Here is an 18,669-nt window from a genome sequence, read left to right as displayed (position 1 = left end):
GGTATTACAAGCAGGATTTTCTAACCTGAATGTTATTTGATCATTCATGCGGTTGCCCTGGGTAACATCACCCTTATAAGCCTGAAAATGTGGATGATATAATCATATGACCTTTAATGTGACAGAGGCACTCTCTGACTTTACCCGCCGTTATGTTGAATTATGGCAAGAGAGAACAGGGTTTCCGCCAGCCAGCAGTGAGTTGTATGGCATACCTTCACCCTGTATCGAGCGCACGGGAGATGGGGTGGTGCATTGGCTTCCACGGTCGTTTTCTGCGCAGGAAAAACTCAGCAAGGTAGAAACTGCACTGGAGATCCGTTTGCAGGACTCCATCCATGATTATTATGTGATGCAGGTTGCGGGTGATATGACGGCCAGTTTTGCCGGCCAAAATTTCAGCCTGATTCAGGCATGGAGTGAAGATGATTTTATTCGCTTGCAGGAAAACCTGATTGGTCATCTTGTTACACAGAAGCGGTTAAAGCTCTCGCCTACTGTTTTTATTGGGACGACCGATTCCGATATGGGCTTGATCTCTGTGTGTAATTTGACAGGGCAAGTGATTCTTGAACAGTTTGGTCGCCAGGATCGGAAAATGTTATCCGCAGATTTGGCAAGTTTCCTTTCGGTTATCAATCCTGTTATGTGCAGTTAATTGCAGATATTGGTTAGCTTTTTTGTAAGAGATATCTCACATTTCACGTGAGATATCTCTTCTAATCATGGCGTGAATATTATTTGGTGAAATTATTTTTATGCTATATCAATAATATGCGTGATATTACCTCAATGTGCATTTTTCATATCTCTTACGATGCTGATTCAGTTGCTTGTTTCAAGACGCTGGATCGTAGATCCTTTCACTGTTCCGCAAGGAACCACTGCAAAACAATAACCAGGGAATAAACCCATCGGGAAGATGGTACAAGGATGATTAGGTATAGGCAGGAATGCTAAAAACTATCAGTATAATAAAGGATAACTAACAAGGATGTATTTTGTCAGGGAAATGAGCAGGAAGCACCCCATGTAGCAGGATTGCTATGACAGCCACTCAAGAGGAGAGAGAACCTCTCTCCTCTTACTCATTTGTATTGCCATAACTGTTTATTTCAACTGTTTGCTTTTAGCTATCGCCACCTTTTTCCTACCGTAACTTTTCCGCTGAAATCATATCAATGATACTCTTACGTCCCAATGACACGGTGGCAGTTTTTGTCATCTGAACAACAGACAAGCATCAGACGAAACATCATGAGTATCGAGAAACAAATTTTACATAAATTACAGCTCATTGAAGCTACCATGAAAATGGTGGGGGTATGGCAAAATTACCCCCCTAAACCAGAAGCCTTTGACAGCACCGAACCTTTTTCCATTGATACCATGTCAGCAGAAGAGTGGCTTCAGTGGGTGTTAATCCCAAGGATGCGTGCCCTGATAGAGCAGGATGCCAGCCTGCCGACGGCATTTTCCATTGCCCCCTATTTTGAAGAGGCTTTTAAAGAAGACGCGGCGCGTTTTTTACCTTTGCTTGAACATTTACGGGCATTAGATAACCTGTTTATGCAGGATGTCTGACATGCTGGAGATCATTTATCAGGATGAACATATTGTTGCGGTCAATAAACCCGCCGGATGGTTGGTTCACCGCAGCTGGCTGGCACGCCATGAAACGGTTTTTGTGATGCAGACATTGCGTGATCAAATTGGGCAGCATGTTTTTCCTGTCCATCGTCTGGACAAACCCACATCGGGCGTTTTGCTGATGGCGCTTTCCAGTGACGTCGCCAGAGCACTTTCGCAACAATTTGAATTCCACGAGATACAAAAAACGTATCACGCCGTTGTGCGGGGTTATGTTGAAGGTGATGATATTATCGACTATGCCCTAATGGAACAGTTGGATAAAATTGCGGATAAATTTGCTGATACAGATCGAGCAGCGCAACCCGCCGTGACTTCTTACCGTTCATTGGCAAACGCAGAGTGTCCGGTTGAGATAGGGCGTTATCCAACCTCTCGTTTCAGCCTGTTGGAGCTGATGCCAAAGACCGGTCGTAAACATCAATTGCGGCGGCATATGGCACATATTCGACATCCGATCATTGGGGATACCACGCACGGCGATTTGCGACAAAATCGAGGCGTTGTTAAATATTATCAGACTGGCAGGTTAATGCTGCATGCCAGCCATCTTCAACTCAAGCATCCGGTGACAGGAGAAAACCTTCTTCTGACTGCACGCTGGGATCAATCATGGCAGCATTTGCTTGAACAATTTGGCTGGCAGGGTATTGTGTCTGATCTGGAATGTCTCCCTATTCATGAATGAACGCAGTATCAAACCGATTAAAGAGATCAATATTTATGGCAAAGATTGGTGTTTTCGTTGGTACAGTTTATGGCAATGCATTAGCGGTTGCGGAAGAAGCGCAGCAGATCCTTGAGCCGCTGGGGCACGAGGTTGCAGTTTTTGAAGATGCAACCTTAGAACAATGGCAAGAGTATTTGCAACACGTTGTTTTAGTGGTCACTTCGACAACAGGACAAGGCGATCTGCCTGACAATATCCAGCCGCTCTATACAGAATTAAATGATAAGTCGGGCTATCAGCCCGATCTGAGCTATGGCGTGATTGCGTTAGGTGACAGCAGTTACGACACTTTCTGTGGGGGGGGCCGTACTTTTGATGAACTGTTACAGGAACAGGGAGCCAAACGAATCGGTGAGATGTTGCTGATTGATGCGATTGAAGTCGTTGAACCTGAGGTCTTTGCCCAAGACTGGATTAAGACGTGGGGGGCTTTGTTGTAAGAACGTGATCGATGATACCGCTTATGCCTTTATTGGGTTTGAGCATTGGGAAGGATAAGCGGTGTATAACAAACGGACATCATTTACATTTACTTGCGGGCCAATTTTTCCAAATCGGCTTCAATTTCTGCAATTTTGTTTGCAACGACGTGTTCTAAATGGCGTAAGTCGTCGAGAATTTTGCGTTGTAAATCCACTTCTATTTGATCACGTTTACAAATCTGATCTAACTCTTCAATAACATAACGCAGGTTGGTGTTGATCTCTTTGACTTCTTTATAACCCTGGCTAGAGTGGGCGTCAGAGATGGTCTTTAACTGGCGTGGATACTTAAATTTAACGCTTTTGGCGAAGAATTCGCCTTTGTCCTTGCGGAAATAAATCTTCAGGATGTCGTTATTCGCTTCCTGACGGAGGCTATAGCGATCAATATCTTCAGGATGTGTGATCCCCAAACTTTTCAAGTTATCGTACATAGTGCGCTACCTAGTTATTAATATTAACAGCCACCCTAATGGGTGGCGCGGTTGTTTTTTATTTAATCAATATTTCTCAGCAGTTCATTAATACCCACTTTGCCACGGGTTTTGGCATCCACCTTTTTCACGATAACAGCGCAATATAGGCTGTAGCTGCCATCTTTTGACGGAAGATTACCGGAGACGACGACAGAACCTGCGGGTACGTGACCATAATGGATTTCGCCGGTTTCACGATCGTAGATTTTGGTGCTCTGGCCGATGTAAACCCCCATTGAGATCACGGAGCCTTCTTCTACGATTACGCCTTCTACAATCTCAGAGCGTGCACCGATAAAGCAGTTGTCTTCAATGATGGTTGGGTTGGCCTGCAATGGCTCCAGGACACCGCCAATGCCAACACCACCGGATAAGTGAACATTTTTACCGATTTGTGCGCAGGAACCGACGGTTGCCCAAGTGTCTACCATTGTGCCTTCATCCACGTAAGCACCGAGGTTGACATAAGATGGCATCAATACGGTATTGCGGGCAATATAAGCCCCCTGGCGGACAGCCGCAGGAGGCACGACCCGGAATCCTTCTTTTTCGAAACGAGCCTGATCATAGTCAGCAAATTTCATCGGTACTTTGTCGAAATAGCGGCTTTCAGCCCCTTCCATCACTTGATTGTCATTAATGCGGAAGGAAAGCAATACCGCTTTTTTCAGCCATTGATGAGTTACCCACTCTCCGTCGATTTTTTCAGCAACCCGCAGTTTGCCACTGTCCAGCATTTGAATAACCTGATTAATGGCATCACGGGTTGCGCTATCAACAGTAGTTGGGGTGATGTTGACGCGGTCTTCAAATGCATTTTCGATAGTCGTTTGTAATTGCTGCATAAGTATGCGGTTCCTAATTTCTGTTAAGAGAATCTTGCTATAGTTTATCTCGTGTGTTGAGAGCCTCTGTCAACCTTTCTGAGAGTTCATCCCTTATTTTTTTATGTAATGCGTTTTGATCTTTATCCGCCAATACAAAAAAGTCTTCCACACGTTCGCCAATAGTCGTAATGCGTGCTCCATGTAAGAAAACCCCCAATTCGGCGAAAATATTACCTACCCGTGCCAATAATCCTGGTTGATCCAATGCGACCAATTCCATGTAAGTACGGCGAGCATTTTTTGTCGGTAAGAAGTTGACTTTGGTAGGGACATTAAAATGGCGCAACTTGGCAGACAGATTGCGTGCCTTTGGGACGTCAGGATGCGGATCATTCACGACTTTCAATAAGGCACGGCGGATAGGTTCGTGGCGATCAAACGCCAGTGGATGACCGTTAGGATCTAAAACGACAAATGTATCCATCGCCATTTCATCACGATTAGTGAAGATTTGAGCATCATGGACACTTAAATTACGCTTGTCCAATTCCCCTACAACAGCCGCAAAAAGCGAAGGCCGATCCTGGCACCAAATGAAAATTTCTGTGCCACCGTGAGAAAATGCGGTGCTGATCAAAACCATGGGTTCCGGGGGGAGGTGATGGATTAAATGGCTAGCGTGCCACGCTAATTGGTCGGGGGTATGGCGCAGGAAATAATCTGCATGGCAACGGCTCCAGATGTTGTGCAAGCGCTGTTCGTTAATTTCTTCCTGGCGCAGAAGAGCCAATGCCTGCAAGCGATTGTTATGGATGCGTTCCCGTAAATCAGGGGTGTTTTGGATACCTTGGTGTAATTGGGTTTTAGTGGCGAAATAGAGTTCACGTATCAGGCTCTGTTTCCAGCTATTCCACAGTTTAGCGTTGGTGGCGCAAATATCTGCAACAGTCAGGCAGGCTAAGTAATTAAGGCGATTTTGGTTTTTAACCTGACTGGCAAATTGTTGAATAACTTCAGGATCTTGAATATCCCGACGTTGTGCGGTCACTGACATCAGCAGATGGTCGCAAACCAGCCATTCCACCAATTCGGCTTCGTGGTTGGTCAGGCCATGCTGTAGTGCGAATGCGAAGGCATCTTTGGCACCGAGTTCAGAATGGTCACCGTTGCGTCCTTTGGCAATATCATGGAAAAACGCCGCCAATCGCAGTAGCTCTGGCTGAGGCAGGTGCGGATAAAGTTCAACACACAGCGGGTGGATCACGCGGTTGTTTTCATCAGCAAAACTTTCCAGTTTTTGCAGTACGCGGATGGTGTGTTCATCAACGGTATAAGCATGAAAAAGGTCAAATTGCATCTGGCCGACAATATGACTCCAAAATGGCATGTAAGCCCCCAGGACACTATGCAGGTGCATCGGGAGTAATGCCCCTGTAACTGCACGGGGGTGGCGCAGAATATCCATGAAAATTTTTCGTGCTTCGGGGAGTTCGCATAACGGCGTAGTCAGGTTTCTGCGGGCATAGCGAAGTTGGCGTAATGTCGTGGAATAGATCCCCTCAATTTCATGATGTTCAGCCATGTGATAAAACATTCTCAATATTGAAATGGGATCGCGGCTAAACAGTGTTTCATCAATGAGATCGATAAGGTTTCCCCGCAATTGAAATTCGGTGTTCAGGAAGCGGGGTTTTTCATTAGGTTGCAGTGCCAAAATGGCTTCATTAAACAGTTGCAGCAGCATGTTATTTAGCTCACTGACACGGCGGGTCATGCGATAGAAATCTTTCATCATTCGCTCGACCGGCTGATTTCTTTCCCCTTCATAGCCGAGTAGTCTGGCGACACTAAACTGGCTTTCGAACAGCAACCGGTTATCGTAACGGGTAACCACCAAATGAAGCGCAAAACGGATACGCCAGAGAAACTTCTGACATTCGTTCAATTCATTGCGTTCTTCTTGGGTCAGGAAACCAAAATTGACCATTTCATCTAAGGAGGTAGCACCAAAATGGCGATGAGCAACCCAAAGTAAGGTATGGATATCGCGCAGGCCACCTGGGCTGCTTTTGATATCTGGCTCCAGATTGTAACTGGTGCTGTGATAGCGTTGATGGCGTTCCTGTTGTTCCGTAATTTTGGCTGCGAAAAATTGAGCGGATGGCCAGAAATCATCACTGAAAATATATTTCTGTAATCGCAAAAATAGCGGCAAATTTCCGCAAATCAGGCGGGATTCAATGAGATTAGTCGCTATAGTGGGGTCGGAAAGCCCTTTTTGCTGACATTCTTCGAATGTCCTGACACTATGACCGACTTCAAGCCGGATATCCCAAAGTAGGGCAATAAACTGGCCAAGACGGGCTGATTGTTCTTCAGTTAATGGCAATTTGCTCAGAATCAATAGGTCAATGTCAGAGAGAGGATGTAATTCGCGGCGACCATAGCCACCTACCGCAATCAGGGAAAAGGAATCGATCGGATCAAATCCCTGTTCCTGCCATAATCGTTTTAAAAGTTGATCAATATAGTCACTGCGGGTGTAAATCAGTGCATCCGGTGAGATCCCTGCCTTGAATGCGTGTTCAAGCCAGAGCTGGAATTCATCAACGTGCTGTTTAAGGGCGGGGAATTGCAGATCATCGTGGGAAAACTCCACAGGAGAAAGGGGGGGAACGGGTGCTTGCGCTAAGGAGATATCAACCGGCATATGCAGAAACCTATCGTGAGAAAGCCCATGATGATCAGATTACTGAGAAAATGATAGGTTGAACAGGGATTATTGACAGAGATAAAAGCTCCCGGTGGGTTGAAGATAACAGGGAGCTTGTTGATTAAATTTAATAAATTGTATTAGCGGGCAATTATGCGTTTTCTAATACTGCCGAGATATGTGCTTCTTCTTCTTGGCGCCATGTCATGATTTCACAACCATTATCGGTAACGACAATAGTGTGCTCATACTGAGCAGACCAACCGCGATCTTTGGTTTTAACTGTCCAGCCATCTTTCATAGAGCGGATACGAAAATCACCCGCGTTGACCATCGGCTCAATGGTGAATGCCATCCCTTTTTGCAATATCACGCCGCCATCATCCGCATCATAATGCAGAACATGAGGTTCTTCGTGGAAGCCTCTGCCGATACCGTGACCGCAGTATTCGCGGACAACAGAATAATCGTGACTTTCGACAAATTGCTGAATTGTCTTGCCGATGGTACGCAGACGGATGCCGGGTTTAACCATTTTCAGGGCAAGATACAAGCTTTCCTGCGTGACGCGACACAGGCGCTCACCTTGAATGGTGGGCTTGCCGACAATAAACATTTTAGACGTATCACCGTGGAACTCATCTTTGATGACGGTCACGTCGATATTGACGATATCCCCTTCTTTCAGCGCCTTATCATCGCTTGGAATGCCGTGGCAAACCACGTCATTGACGGAGATGCACACGGATTTAGGGAAGCCGTGATAGCCCAGACAAGCCGAGATGGCCTGTTGTTTTTCGGTTATGTGCTTGTGGCAGATACGATCAAGTTCACCCGTAGTGACGCCCGCCTTAACGTAAGGCTCAATCATTTCCAGAACTTCGGCGGCCAGACGTCCGGCAACCCGCATTTTCTGAATGTCTTCTTCTGTTTTGATAGAAATAGCCATGAAATGGGTCCATTTAAGTCGGAAAATTACCGACTACTTGATATTAATTAAGGAAAGTATTGTCGGTAATGGTATCAGCCCACCGAAGGGATGCCAATATAACCCGAATCAGTCGCTGTAATAAACATAGCTGTAACAAACGTAGCTGTAACAAATGTTGGAGTCTGGTGGTGGTTTATGGTATAAAACGCGCCGGTATTCTGTGTCATTGTTTCTGATGTGATGCAATGTACGAAGGATACTAAATAAACTCATTATGTGTAAATAACACACACGGATCGGCACATACACCGGGGTGCTCTTATGCGGTTAGCTCATTTTTACAAATAGCCCGCAGCTAATGAGTCGGTGTCATGGGATCTGTGGAGGCATAACCCCAATTAACTTTATAGAGGTCTAAAATGGCAACTGTTTCCATGCGCGATATGCTGCAAGCGGGCGTTCACTTCGGTCACCAGACTCGTTACTGGAACCCAAAAATGAAACCTTTCATCTTTGGTGCTCGTAACAAAGTTCATATCATCAACCTGGAAAAAACTGTTCCAATGTTCAACGATGCTCTGGCAGAGCTGAACAAAATCGCTTCCCGTAAAGGTAAAATTCTGTTTGTTGGCACCAAGCGTGCTGCTAGCGAAGCCGTAAAAGAAGCAGCACTGAGCTGTGACCAATACTTCGTTAACCACCGTTGGTTGGGTGGTATGCTGACTAACTGGAAAACTGTTCGTCAGTCAATCAAGCGTTTGAAAGATCTGGAAGTTCAGTCTCAGGACGGTACTTTTGAAAAGCTGACTAAAAAAGAAGCGCTGATGCGTTCTCGTGAGCTTATCAAACTGGAAAACAGCCTGGGCGGTATCAAAGACATGGGCGGCCTGCCTGATGCGCTGTTTGTTATCGACGCTGAACACGAACACATTGCTATCAAAGAAGCAAACAACCTGGGTATCCCTGTCTTCTCTATCGTTGATACCAACTCTGATCCAGACGGCGTTAACTTCATCATCCCGGGTAACGACGATGCAATCCGTGCAGTTAAACTGTACCTGACTGCGGCAGCTACCGCTGTTCGTGAAGGTCGTTCTCAAGATCTGGCTGTTCAGGCTGAAGAAGATCTGGTAGACGCTGAATAATAAGGCCTGCTCATTTTGTTTGAGCCCTTATTGACCAGGTATTGAAATATATTGGTTAGGGGGCCTATCAAGGCCCCCTTTACCTATCTGATATAGAACTATTATCTGATATAGAACTATTATCTGATATAGAACTTTCCACGCGGAGTATTATCTTCCCGCGAGACACATCGAGGAATAAAACAAATGGCTGACATTACCGCTGCTCTGGTAAAAGAACTGCGTGAGCGTACTGGCGCAGGCATGATGGAATGTAAAAAAGCACTGGTTGAAGCAAATGGTGATATCGAACTGGCTATCGATAACATGCGTAAATCAGGTCAGGCAAAAGCGGCTAAGAAAGCAGGCCGTGTTGCTGCTGAAGGTGTTATTCTGGTTGAAGTTGCGGCTGATGCTAAATTCGCAGCAATCGTTGAACTGAACTGTGAAACTGACTTTGTTGCTAAAGATGCTGGCTTCCTAGCGTTCGGTAAAGAAGTTATTGCTTCTGTTATGGCAGACAAAAACGCTGACATCGACGCACTGAAAGCGAAGTTCGAAGAACAGCGTACTGGCCTGGTCGCGAAAATTGGTGAAAACATCAACATTCGTCGCGTTGCTATTCTGGAAGGTGAAGCGGTGGGTTCTTACCTGCACGGCGCTCGTATCGGTGTTCTGGTTGCGGCTGAAAGTGCCAACGAAGAACTGATCAAACACATCGCAATGCACGTTGCGGCAAGCAAGCCAGAATACGTGAACCCAACTGACGTTCCTGCTGACGTTGTTGAGCGTGAGCATCAGATCCAGCTGGATATCGCTATGCAGTCTGGTAAGCCTCGCGAAATCGCAGAGAAAATGGTTTCTGGCCGTATGAACAAATTTACCGGCGAAATCTCTCTGACTGGTCAGAACTTCGTGATGGATCCAAGCAAATCTGTTGGCGATCTGCTGAAAGAAAACAATGCTAAGGTTATCAACTTCATCCGCTTCGAAGTTGGTGAAGGTATTGAGAAAGTTGAAGCTGATTTCGCCGCAGAAGTTGCTGCAATGAGCAAACAGTCTTAATTTTCTTGAACGGAGCCGCCGATTGGCGGTTCTGTTTTATCTCATGATGAATTTTTACATCTGGGCTTTATCGCGTGGGTGTGTAGTAGTTGAGTCAATCTTAATAAATCCCCAATATCCTTATCTGCTTAGGACTGAACACCATGGCAACCAATGCAAAACCCGTATATCAGAAAATCCTGCTTAAGCTCAGTGGAGAAGCCCTGCAAGGCACAGAAGGTTTTGGTATCGACGCCAGTGTCTTAGACCGCATGGCTCAGGAAATCAAAGAACTGGTTGAGCTGGGTATTCAGGTCGGTGTCGTTATTGGAGGAGGTAACCTGTTTCGTGGTGCCGGTTTGGCAGAAGCAGGAATGAACCGTGTCGTAGGCGACCACATGGGCATGTTGGCGACTGTGATGAATGGTCTGGCAATGCGTGATGCTTTGCACCGCGCCTATGTGAACGCTCGTCTGATGTCTGCCATCCCATTGAATGGCGTGTGTGACAATTATAGCTGGGCTGAGGCGATAAGCTTACTGCGCCACGGTCGTGTTGTTATTTTCTCTGCGGGTACTGGCAACCCGTTCTTCACAACAGATTCCGCTGCCTGTTTACGTGGCATTGAAATCGAAGCGGATGTTGTGTTAAAAGCAACCAAAGTTGATGGCGTTTATTCTGCTGATCCTGCAAAAAATCCTGAAGCCGTTCTCTACAATAAGCTCACTTATCAGGAAGTATTGGAGCGTGAATTGAAAGTGATGGATCTGGCGGCCTTTACGCTGGCTCGTGACCATAATCTGCCAATTCGTGTCTTTAATATGAACAAACCAGGCGCACTTCGTCGTGTTGTGATGGGAGAAAGTGAAGGTACGTTGATTTCTCACGGCTGATTTTTCACAGTTCGTGCTCAGAGACATTGGTGAAATTTGACGGTATGATCAGCGTCCTGATGCGCCAAATTTAATGACACCGGGTCACACATGTCGTAGCGTATTCGGTTCACTTATTGATGACTTACGCAGTGTGGCCTAAAAAAATAACCATCTCCCAAGGGTTTGTAACGTGATTAATGAAATCAAGAAAGACGCACAAGACCGCATGGAAAAAAGCGTCGAAGCACTGAAAAATCAAATTAGCAAGGTTCGTACTGGCCGTGCTTCTCCTAGCCTGTTGGATGGCATCAGCGTTGAATATTATGGCGCGGCGACTCCACTGCGTCAGATTGCAAACGTCGTTGCAGAAGATGTTCGCACTTTGGCGATCACGGTATTTGATCGCTCTATGTCTGCGGCGGTTGAAAAAGCTATCATGGCTTCTGACCTGGGCCTGAATCCCTCTTCTGCCGGAACCATTATCCGTGTTCCATTGCCACCACTGACAGAAGAACGCCGTAAGGATCTTATTAAAGTCGTTCGTGGGGAAGCGGAACAGGGCCGTGTCTCCATCCGTAACATTCGCCGTGATGCGAACGATAAGGTCAAAACACTGCTGAAAGACAAAGAAATCAGTGAAGATGAAGAACGTCGTTCACAAGATGAAATTCAGAAACTGACTGACAGCTTCATTAAGAAAATTGATGAAGCGTTGGCAAATAAAGAAACTGAGTTGATGGATTTCTAATTGCCGTTTTACGCATACAACGCCGCAACTCTTGCGGCGTTGTTCTTTTACACTTCGTATCACATTTCTTTCTCAAGCGATGGACATAGCGATCTGCACCGCTCAAACTATGACAGATTTTCTGTTACGATTTTCCATTGCAATTTTATATCAGTAGCATACTTAGAGTATTAAAATGAAACGGTTAACTATTCTTGGCTCAACGGGTTCGATTGGGAAAAGTACGCTTTCTGTTGTCCGCCATAACCCGGAGAAATTCAGTGTCATCGCACTGGTTGCCGGGAAAAATATTGCAGTCATGGCACAGCAATGTTTGGAATTCCACCCTCAATATGCCGCAATGGCCGATGAGCCGTCAGCAAAAGCGCTGCGTCAGTTATTACAGGCGCAGGGAAGCCAAACCGAAGTGCTGTCCGGTAAACAGGCTATTTGTGATTTAGCGGCATTGGATAACGTCGATCAAGTCATGTCAGCCATCGTTGGCGTCGCAGGTTTATTGCCGACGTTGGCGGCTATCCGCAAGGGCAAACAAGTTCTGCTGGCTAACAAAGAATCGTTGATTACCAGTGGCCGTCTGTTTATGGAAGCGGTTATCCAATACAAAGCGCAATTGCTGCCAATTGATAGCGAACATAATGCTATTTTCCAAAGTCTGCCGGAGGGGGTTCAGCACAATCTCGGCAAGGCAAATCTAAAAGAACACGGTATTTCCAGCATTATCCTGACGGGATCGGGCGGGCCGTTCCGCCAGACGCCGTTGGTGAATTTGCCCGATGTGACGCCGGATGAAGCGTGTGCGCATCCTATCTGGTCAATGGGCCGTAAAATTTCGGTGGATTCTGCCACGATGATGAACAAGGGATTGGAATATATCGAAGCGCGTTACCTGTTCAATGCATCCGCAGATGAAATGGAAGTAGTATTGCATCCCCAATCGGTCATTCATTCGATGGTTCGTTATCAGGATGGCAGCATCATCGCACAATTGGGAACACAGGACATGTGTACCCCAATTGCCTATGCGATGGCTTATCCTAATCGTATTCCATCCGGGGCAAAGCCACTGGATTTTACCGAATTGAGTTTGCTCACTTTTGAATCTTTGGATTATCAGCGTTATCCTTGTTTGAAACTGGCGATTGAGGCTTGTCACCGGGGGCAGGCGGCAACAACGGCGTTAAATGCAGCAAATGAAGAAACCGTTGATGTTTTTTTGCAAGGTGGGATCCGTTTCACCGATATTGCGACAATCAATCGGTTGGTCGTTGAAAAAGTAAATTTATCTGAACCGCAAAGTATCGAAGAGGTCTTAGAAATCGATAACATAGCCAGGGCCTTAGCGCGAGAAACCATAAGCACTTTTGCCAAATAGCCAGTTTTATTAATAAGTATAGGTTTGCGTTTTGGCAAATGATATAGTTCGCGGGTAAATTACAGTTGCTATAATAGCCATTTCAATCATCTGGTGCTTGCATTCTAATCATAGATAAGCACAGGTTAAAGGCTTTCATTCAGTCGTGCCTGAAATAGCCGTGCTATCCGTGCTAATTGTTGACACGGAATACGGCTTTTCATGTTTAGAAGTGATTGAGTTTACCAAAAAGTCAGCTTAGTTATTTAAGGATTATTTTGAGTGATATCTCCCTGTGATAATGACTCATTGCCAACGTTACCCAGACATGTCGCCATCATTATGGATGGTAACGGTCGCTGGGCAAAAAAACGGGGCAAATTAAGAGTCTTTGGCCACCGTGCAGGAATTAAAGCCGTACGAAGTGCCGTGAGTTTTTCAGTGAAAAATAATATTAATTCACTGACGCTATATGCTTTTAGCAGCGAAAACTGGAATCGCCCACAGCAGGAAGTCAGTTCATTGATGGAGCTGTTTGTTTTTGCTCTCGATAATGAAGTAAAGAGCCTGCATAAACACAATGTGAAATTGTCTGTGATTGGTGATATCAGTCGTTTTAGCTTACGGTTGCAGGAGCGTATCCGCCGTTCTGTTGAATTGACAGCGGGCAATACCGGATTACAGCTTAATATTGCTGCTAACTATGGTGGTCGTTGGGATCTGGTTCAGAGTTTTAAGCAAATTGCGGAAAAGATTGAAGCCAATGAATTATCTCCCGAAGAGATTACCGAAGCGACAGTTGATGACTTCATCAATTTAAGTCAGCAGCCTGAAGTGGATCTGGTGATTAGGACTGGAGGCGAACATCGTATCAGTAATTTCCTGCTCTGGCAGATCGCTTATGCAGAATTGTATTTTACCGATATACTTTGGCCTGATTTTGATGAAACTATTTTTGAAGGTGCGATTAATGCCTTTGTCAAACGAGAACGCCGATTTGGCGGAACGCAAGACGATGCCGAAGTGGGATCATAGGAGGATAACTTGCTGAAGTACCGTCTTTTAACTACGTTGATATTGATTCCACTTGTTATTGTAGCGCTGTTTTTCCTCTCCCCGGCAGGGTTTGGGTTGGTTGTGATTGCTGTTTCAGCACTTGCTGCATGGGAATGGGGGCAATTTGCAGGTCTTTTCACTCCAGTTAAGCGTATTACGCTGGCTGTGTTATTTGCTGTCGGGCTATTGGCCTTGCAGTACTCTTTGTCGGATTTTTCTCACCTTATTGAGAAACCACAAATTGTATACCTATTGTGGGCTGGCATGCTTTGGTGGGTGGTCGCCATTTTATTGGTGGTGACTTATCCGGCTTCTGCTTCCATCTGGAAATCGTCGGTTGCCTTGCGCCTGCTATTCGGGGTTATGACTATCGTGCCATTTTATTGTGGGATGATGGTACTGCGTACCCAGAGCTATGAAAATAATCCTTATGATGGCGCATGGTGGTTGCTGTACGTCATGCTGTTGGTATGGGCTGCCGATTCAGGCGCTTATCTTTTTGGCCGTACCATGGGTAAACATAAAATGGCCCCAAAAGTATCCCCAGGTAAAACGCTTGAGGGGTTGGTTGGTGGGTTATTAACGGCTGCACTGATTTCGTGGTTGTTCGGCAAATTTGCCCCTGTCCCCGCGATGCCAGAACATTTGTTGCTGATTTCTACGGTAGTGGTGGTTGCCTCGGTCTTTGGTGATCTGACTGAAAGTATGTTCAAGCGGGAATCTGGGATCAAAGACAGTAGTCAATTGATTCCGGGGCACGGCGGTGTCATGGACAGGGTTGATAGTCTGACTGCGGCAGTTCCCGTGTTTGCTGGGCTGGTTATGTTAATTTCTTCTGGATTTACTCTCTGAAGGTACGTAATGGATATTCTCTGGAATCTGGCTGCATTTATTGTTGCTTTGGGTGTTCTCATCACCGTGCATGAGTTTGGTCATTTTTGGGTTGCCAGACGGTGCGGTATCTACGTTGAACGCTTTTCCATCGGATTTGGCAAGGTGCTTTGGCGTCGTACAGATAAACAGGGAACCGAATACGTTATCGCTCTTATCCCCTTAGGGGGATATGTCAAAATGCTCGACGAGCGGGTAGGGGAAGTTGCTCCCGAACGTCGTCATATGGCATTCAATAACAAAACTATTGGCCAGCGCGCGGCAGTTATCAGCGCTGGGCCAATCGCAAACTTCATTCTGGCGGTGATCGCTTATTGGCTGGTTTTTGTGATTGGCGTGCCATCTGTACGCCCGGTAGTGTTGGATATTAAGCCAAACTCGATTGCTGCACAGGCAAATATTTTGCCTGGAATGGAACTAAAAGCCGTTAATGGTATCGAAACTCCTGATTGGAACTCAGTACGTCTTGCCATGATAGGTAAAGTGGGGGCGACATCGGTCACTATGGATGTTTTGCCGCTGAATGCGCTTGATGGTGTTCAAAAGACACTAGATTTGAGCAAGTGGGCTTTCGATCCATCTAAACAGGATGTTCTGCTATCTTTGGGAATTATGCCTGTTGTACCTCGACTGAGTTCGCAAGTGGAAAAAGTTTATCCTGCTTCAGCCGCTGAAAAAGCGGGTTTACAAAGTGGGGATAGGATCGTTAAAGTCAACGATCAAGATGTCGATGTATGGCACACTTTTTCCTCTTTTGTCAGGAAGAATCCTAATACTCCTCTAAAATTGGACGTTGCGAGAGCGGGGGGAATGATCTCCTTGTCCCTGACTCCTGAAGTCAGAAAATTATCCAATGGCCGTGAAGAGGGGTTTGCTGGCACCGAACTGAAAATCATTCCATTGGCGGATGAATACAAGGTTATTCAGCAATATGGACCTTTTTCTGCCATTTATGAGGCAGGAGACAAGACTTGGCAGTTAATGAAGCTGACGGTCAATATGATCGGCAAATTGATTGTGGGTGACTTAAAACTGAATAATCTGAGTGGGCCGATTTCCATTGCCAAAGGCGCAGGAGTATCGGCTGATTCTGGCTTGGTGTATTATTTAATGTTTTTGGCGCTGATTAGCGTCAATCTTGGGATCATTAATTTGTTTCCATTACCTGTACTAGATGGTGGACACTTGCTTTTCCTTGCTATCGAAAAGATTAAGGGGGGGCCAGTCTCCGAGCGTGTACAAGACTTCAGTTATCGCATTGGTGCTATGTTACTGGTGTTATTAATGGGGCTTGCACTTTTCAATGATTTCTCCCGCTTTTAAGGTGGGAGACCGGTTAGGAAAACGCATAACAACGATGGCGATGAAAAAGTTGCTCATAGCGTCGCTGCTGTTCGGCAGCGCCACTGCATACAGTTCAGACGGATTCGTAGTTCGGGACATTCACTTTGACGGTCTTCAACGCGTCACCGTTGGTGCAGCATTACTGAACATGCCAGTTCGGGTGGGTGATACGGTTAGTGATGAAGATATTAGCCGCACGATTCATTCACTATTCGCAACTGGAAACTTTGAAGATGTTCGTGTCTTACGTGATGGCAATTCACTTGTTGTTCAGGTAAAAGAACGGCCAACCATCGCAAGTATTACTTTCACCGGCAACAAATCGGTGAAAGATGACATGCTCAAGCAAAACCTTGAAGCCTCTCGCGTTCGTGTTGGCGAAGCCCTTGACCGCACTATGCTGTCCAATATTGAGAAGGGGCTGGAAGATTTCTATTACAGTGTTGGTAAATACAACGCGACAGTAAAAGCCGTTGTCACGCCACTGCCCCGCAACCGTATTGATTTGAAGCTCGTTTTCTCTGAAGGGGTTTCTGCCAAGATCCAACAAATTAATATTGTTGGTAATAAAGCCTTCTCAACCAATGAATTGCTTAACCAGTTCCAACTTAGGGATGATGTTCCCTGGTGGAACATGATGGCTGACCAAAAATACCAGAAACAAAAATTGGCAGGTGATCTTGAAACCTTGCGTAGTTTCTATCTTGATCGAGGCTATGCGCGTTTCAATATTGACTCGACTCAAGTTAACCTGACGCCAGATAAGAAAGGTATTTATGTCACTGTCAATATCACCGAAGGCGATCAGTATAAAATCGCAGGGGTTGATTTGAATGGTAATTTGGCGGGTTACCAGTCCCAAATCGAAGAATTGACTAAAATCGAACCTGGTTCGCTGTATAATGGTGCAGAAGTAACCAAGATGGAAACCGCCATCAAAAACCTGCTTGGTCGCCACGGTTATGCTTATCCTCGCGTAATGACACAACCTGAAATCAACGATTCCGATAAGACGGTTAAGCTGCATGTGAATGTTGATTCTGGTAATCGCTTCTATGTGCGTAAAATCCTTTTTTCAGGCAATAATGTGAGTAAAGATTCTGTATTACGCCGTGAAATGCGTCAGATGGAAGGCTCTTGGCTGGGAAGTGATTTGGTTGAGCAGGGTAAAGAACGCCTCAATCGCTTAGGGTATTTTGACTCTGTTGATGTGGAAACGGAACGCGTACCAGGCAGTCCAGATCAGGTTGACGTGGTTTACAAAGTCAAAGAGCGCAATACGGGTTCTATGAACTTTGGTGTGAGTTTCGGCACGGAAAGTGGCATGGGTTTCCAGGTTGGACTCCAACAGGCCAACTGGCTGGGGACAGGCAACGCCGTGAGCATCAACGCCAGTAAAAATGACTATTCAACATCGGCTGATATATCGATGACTAACCCTTACTTCACCGTCGATGGTGTCAGTTTGGGGGGGCGTCTGTTCTATAACGATTTCCGCGCCAATGATGCTGATCTTTCGAATTATACCAATAAAGCATACGGTACTGAGGGAACGCTCGGCTTCCCATTGAATGAAAATAACGGCCTGTCGTTTAGACTGGGTTATATCCATAACTCTCTGTCTAATATGCGACCACAGAGCGCGATGTGGCGTTATTGGAATAAAATGGGTAAACATCCCAATTTTAAAGATAAGGCGAATTTTGATTCTAATGACTTCACCGTCACAATAGGATGGGTTTACAACAATCTTGACCGTGGTTTCTTCCCGACATCTGGCCTGAAATCCTCTCTGGATACGAAAGTGACCATTCCTGGTTCCGACAACCAGTTCTATAAAATCACTTGGAACTCAGCCGCTTATTATCCATTAGATGATAATCACGCATGGGTACTGATGGGGCGTACACGACTGGGATATGGTGGCGGTTTTGGTGGCAAGGAAATGCCATTCTATGAGAACTTTTATGCCGGTGGTTCCAGCAGTGTTCGTGGCTTCCGGTCGAATAATATTGGCCCGAAAGCGGTTTATTTAGATGGACAAAGTGGTAAACCAAATAGCCCATCCCGTGATGCCGTGGGGGGTAACGCGACGGCGGTTGCGAGTTTCGAACTGATTACCCCGACACCGTTCCTGGATGCTAAATATGCCAACTCCCTGCGAACTTCGCTATTTGTGGACGCGGGAACCGTGTGGGATACCAATTGGGATAAGACTGACGCAGGGATGCCAGACTACAGTAAGCCAAATAACATCCGTGTTTCGGCCGGTATTGCTCTGCAATGGATATCACCATTAGGACCACTGAGCTTCTCTTATGCACAGCCAATTAAGGAATATTCCGGTGATAGAGCGGAACAGTTCCAGTTCAATATTGGCGGAGTTTGGTAATTTTTCATCATTTTTGGTAAAAATCGCCCTATTAT

General features: G+C 45.8%; 17 protein-coding genes. 13 read left to right on the top strand and 4 right to left on the bottom strand.

The window, feature by feature from the left end; genetic code table 11:
* The first annotated feature begins 106 nt into the window (after positions 1-106).
* The 4 genes from syd to AAY47_RS09040 all read left to right on the top strand — a co-directional run bounded on the left by syd (position 107) and on the right by AAY47_RS09040 (position 2,820).
* Complete coding sequence (gene syd / locus AAY47_RS09055) at positions 107-658, top strand: SecY-interacting protein (RefSeq protein WP_047769042.1); 552 nt, start codon at positions 107-109, stop codon at positions 656-658.
* Between the two features lie 599 nt (positions 659-1,257).
* The gene (locus AAY47_RS09050; RefSeq protein ID WP_047769048.1) at positions 1,258-1,584 is read left to right on the top strand and encodes a YqcC family protein; all 327 of its coding nucleotides are present in this window, start codon (positions 1,258-1,260) and stop codon (positions 1,582-1,584) included.
* Position 1,585: 1 nt separating this feature from the next.
* Positions 1,586-2,338 carry a tRNA pseudouridine(65) synthase TruC gene (gene truC / locus AAY47_RS09045; protein ID WP_047769040.1) on the top strand — a complete coding sequence of 251 codons (753 nt, stop codon included), beginning with the start codon at positions 1,586-1,588 and terminating at the stop codon, positions 2,336-2,338.
* A 35-nt stretch (positions 2,339-2,373) separates the two neighbouring features.
* Entirely contained in the window at positions 2,374-2,820 is a 447-nt protein-coding gene (locus AAY47_RS09040; protein WP_047769038.1) for a flavodoxin, read from the top strand.
* A gap of 89 nt (positions 2,821-2,909) precedes the next feature.
* On the opposite strand, the gene AAY47_RS09035 is transcribed toward AAY47_RS09040, so the two are convergent.
* The 4 genes from AAY47_RS09035 to map form a co-directional block, all read right to left on the bottom strand.
* Positions 2,910-3,296, bottom strand: coding sequence for a DUF3461 family protein (locus tag AAY47_RS09035; RefSeq protein WP_047769036.1), 387 nt, complete (start codon positions 3,294-3,296; stop codon positions 2,910-2,912).
* 62 nt (positions 3,297-3,358) lie between these two features.
* Positions 3,359-4,183, bottom strand: coding sequence for a 2,3,4,5-tetrahydropyridine-2,6-dicarboxylate N-succinyltransferase (dapD, locus tag AAY47_RS09030; protein ID WP_047769034.1), 825 nt, complete (start codon positions 4,181-4,183; stop codon positions 3,359-3,361).
* A gap of 37 nt (positions 4,184-4,220) precedes the next feature.
* Positions 4,221-6,875 carry a bifunctional uridylyltransferase/uridylyl-removing protein GlnD gene (gene glnD / locus AAY47_RS09025; protein ID WP_047769032.1) on the bottom strand — a complete coding sequence of 885 codons (2,655 nt, stop codon included), beginning with the start codon at positions 6,873-6,875 and terminating at the stop codon, positions 4,221-4,223.
* A gap of 154 nt (positions 6,876-7,029) precedes the next feature.
* Positions 7,030-7,827 (bottom strand): type I methionyl aminopeptidase, encoded by a 798-nt coding sequence (gene map, locus AAY47_RS09020; RefSeq protein ID WP_047769029.1) that lies wholly within the window; start codon positions 7,825-7,827, stop codon positions 7,030-7,032.
* 401 nt (positions 7,828-8,228) lie between these two features.
* On the opposite strand from map, the gene rpsB reads away from it, so the two are divergent.
* The 9 genes from rpsB to bamA all read left to right on the top strand — a co-directional run bounded on the left by rpsB (position 8,229) and on the right by bamA (position 18,634).
* Positions 8,229-8,954 (top strand): 30S ribosomal protein S2, encoded by a 726-nt coding sequence (rpsB, locus tag AAY47_RS09015; protein ID WP_047769027.1) that lies wholly within the window; start codon positions 8,229-8,231, stop codon positions 8,952-8,954.
* A 186-nt stretch (positions 8,955-9,140) separates the two neighbouring features.
* Positions 9,141-9,998 carry a translation elongation factor Ts gene (tsf, locus tag AAY47_RS09010; protein ID WP_047769025.1) on the top strand — a complete coding sequence of 286 codons (858 nt, stop codon included), beginning with the start codon at positions 9,141-9,143 and terminating at the stop codon, positions 9,996-9,998.
* Between the two features lie 143 nt (positions 9,999-10,141).
* Positions 10,142-10,870 carry a UMP kinase gene (gene pyrH, locus AAY47_RS09005; protein WP_047769023.1) on the top strand — a complete coding sequence of 243 codons (729 nt, stop codon included), beginning with the start codon at positions 10,142-10,144 and terminating at the stop codon, positions 10,868-10,870.
* A 172-nt stretch (positions 10,871-11,042) separates the two neighbouring features.
* Positions 11,043-11,600 (top strand): ribosome recycling factor, encoded by a 558-nt coding sequence (gene frr, locus AAY47_RS09000; protein WP_047769021.1) that lies wholly within the window; start codon positions 11,043-11,045, stop codon positions 11,598-11,600.
* A 175-nt stretch (positions 11,601-11,775) separates the two neighbouring features.
* A complete protein-coding gene (ispC, locus tag AAY47_RS08995; RefSeq protein ID WP_047769018.1) occupies positions 11,776-12,972 on the top strand; it encodes a 1-deoxy-D-xylulose-5-phosphate reductoisomerase in 1,197 nt (398 codons plus the stop codon).
* Between the two features lie 321 nt (positions 12,973-13,293).
* Positions 13,294-13,986 (top strand): polyprenyl diphosphate synthase, encoded by a 693-nt coding sequence (gene uppS, locus AAY47_RS08990; RefSeq protein ID WP_235428323.1) that lies wholly within the window; start codon positions 13,294-13,296, stop codon positions 13,984-13,986.
* Positions 13,987-13,995: 9 nt separating this feature from the next.
* A complete protein-coding gene (gene cdsA / locus AAY47_RS08985; protein ID WP_047769014.1) occupies positions 13,996-14,859 on the top strand; it encodes a phosphatidate cytidylyltransferase in 864 nt (287 codons plus the stop codon).
* A 9-nt stretch (positions 14,860-14,868) separates the two neighbouring features.
* Entirely contained in the window at positions 14,869-16,221 is a 1,353-nt protein-coding gene (gene rseP / locus AAY47_RS08980; RefSeq protein ID WP_047769012.1) for a sigma E protease regulator RseP, read from the top strand.
* 34 nt (positions 16,222-16,255) lie between these two features.
* Positions 16,256-18,634 (top strand): outer membrane protein assembly factor BamA, encoded by a 2,379-nt coding sequence (gene bamA, locus AAY47_RS08975; protein ID WP_047769046.1) that lies wholly within the window; start codon positions 16,256-16,258, stop codon positions 18,632-18,634.
* Positions 18,635-18,669 lie beyond the last annotated feature (35 nt).

The sequence above is a fragment of the Xenorhabdus griffiniae genome (assembly GCF_001028135.1).
Classification (GTDB): Bacteria; Pseudomonadota; Gammaproteobacteria; order Enterobacterales; family Enterobacteriaceae; genus Xenorhabdus; species Xenorhabdus bakwenae.
The sequence above is the reverse complement of the archived record's forward strand: the minus strand, read 5'-3'. Positions and strand labels throughout refer to the sequence as shown.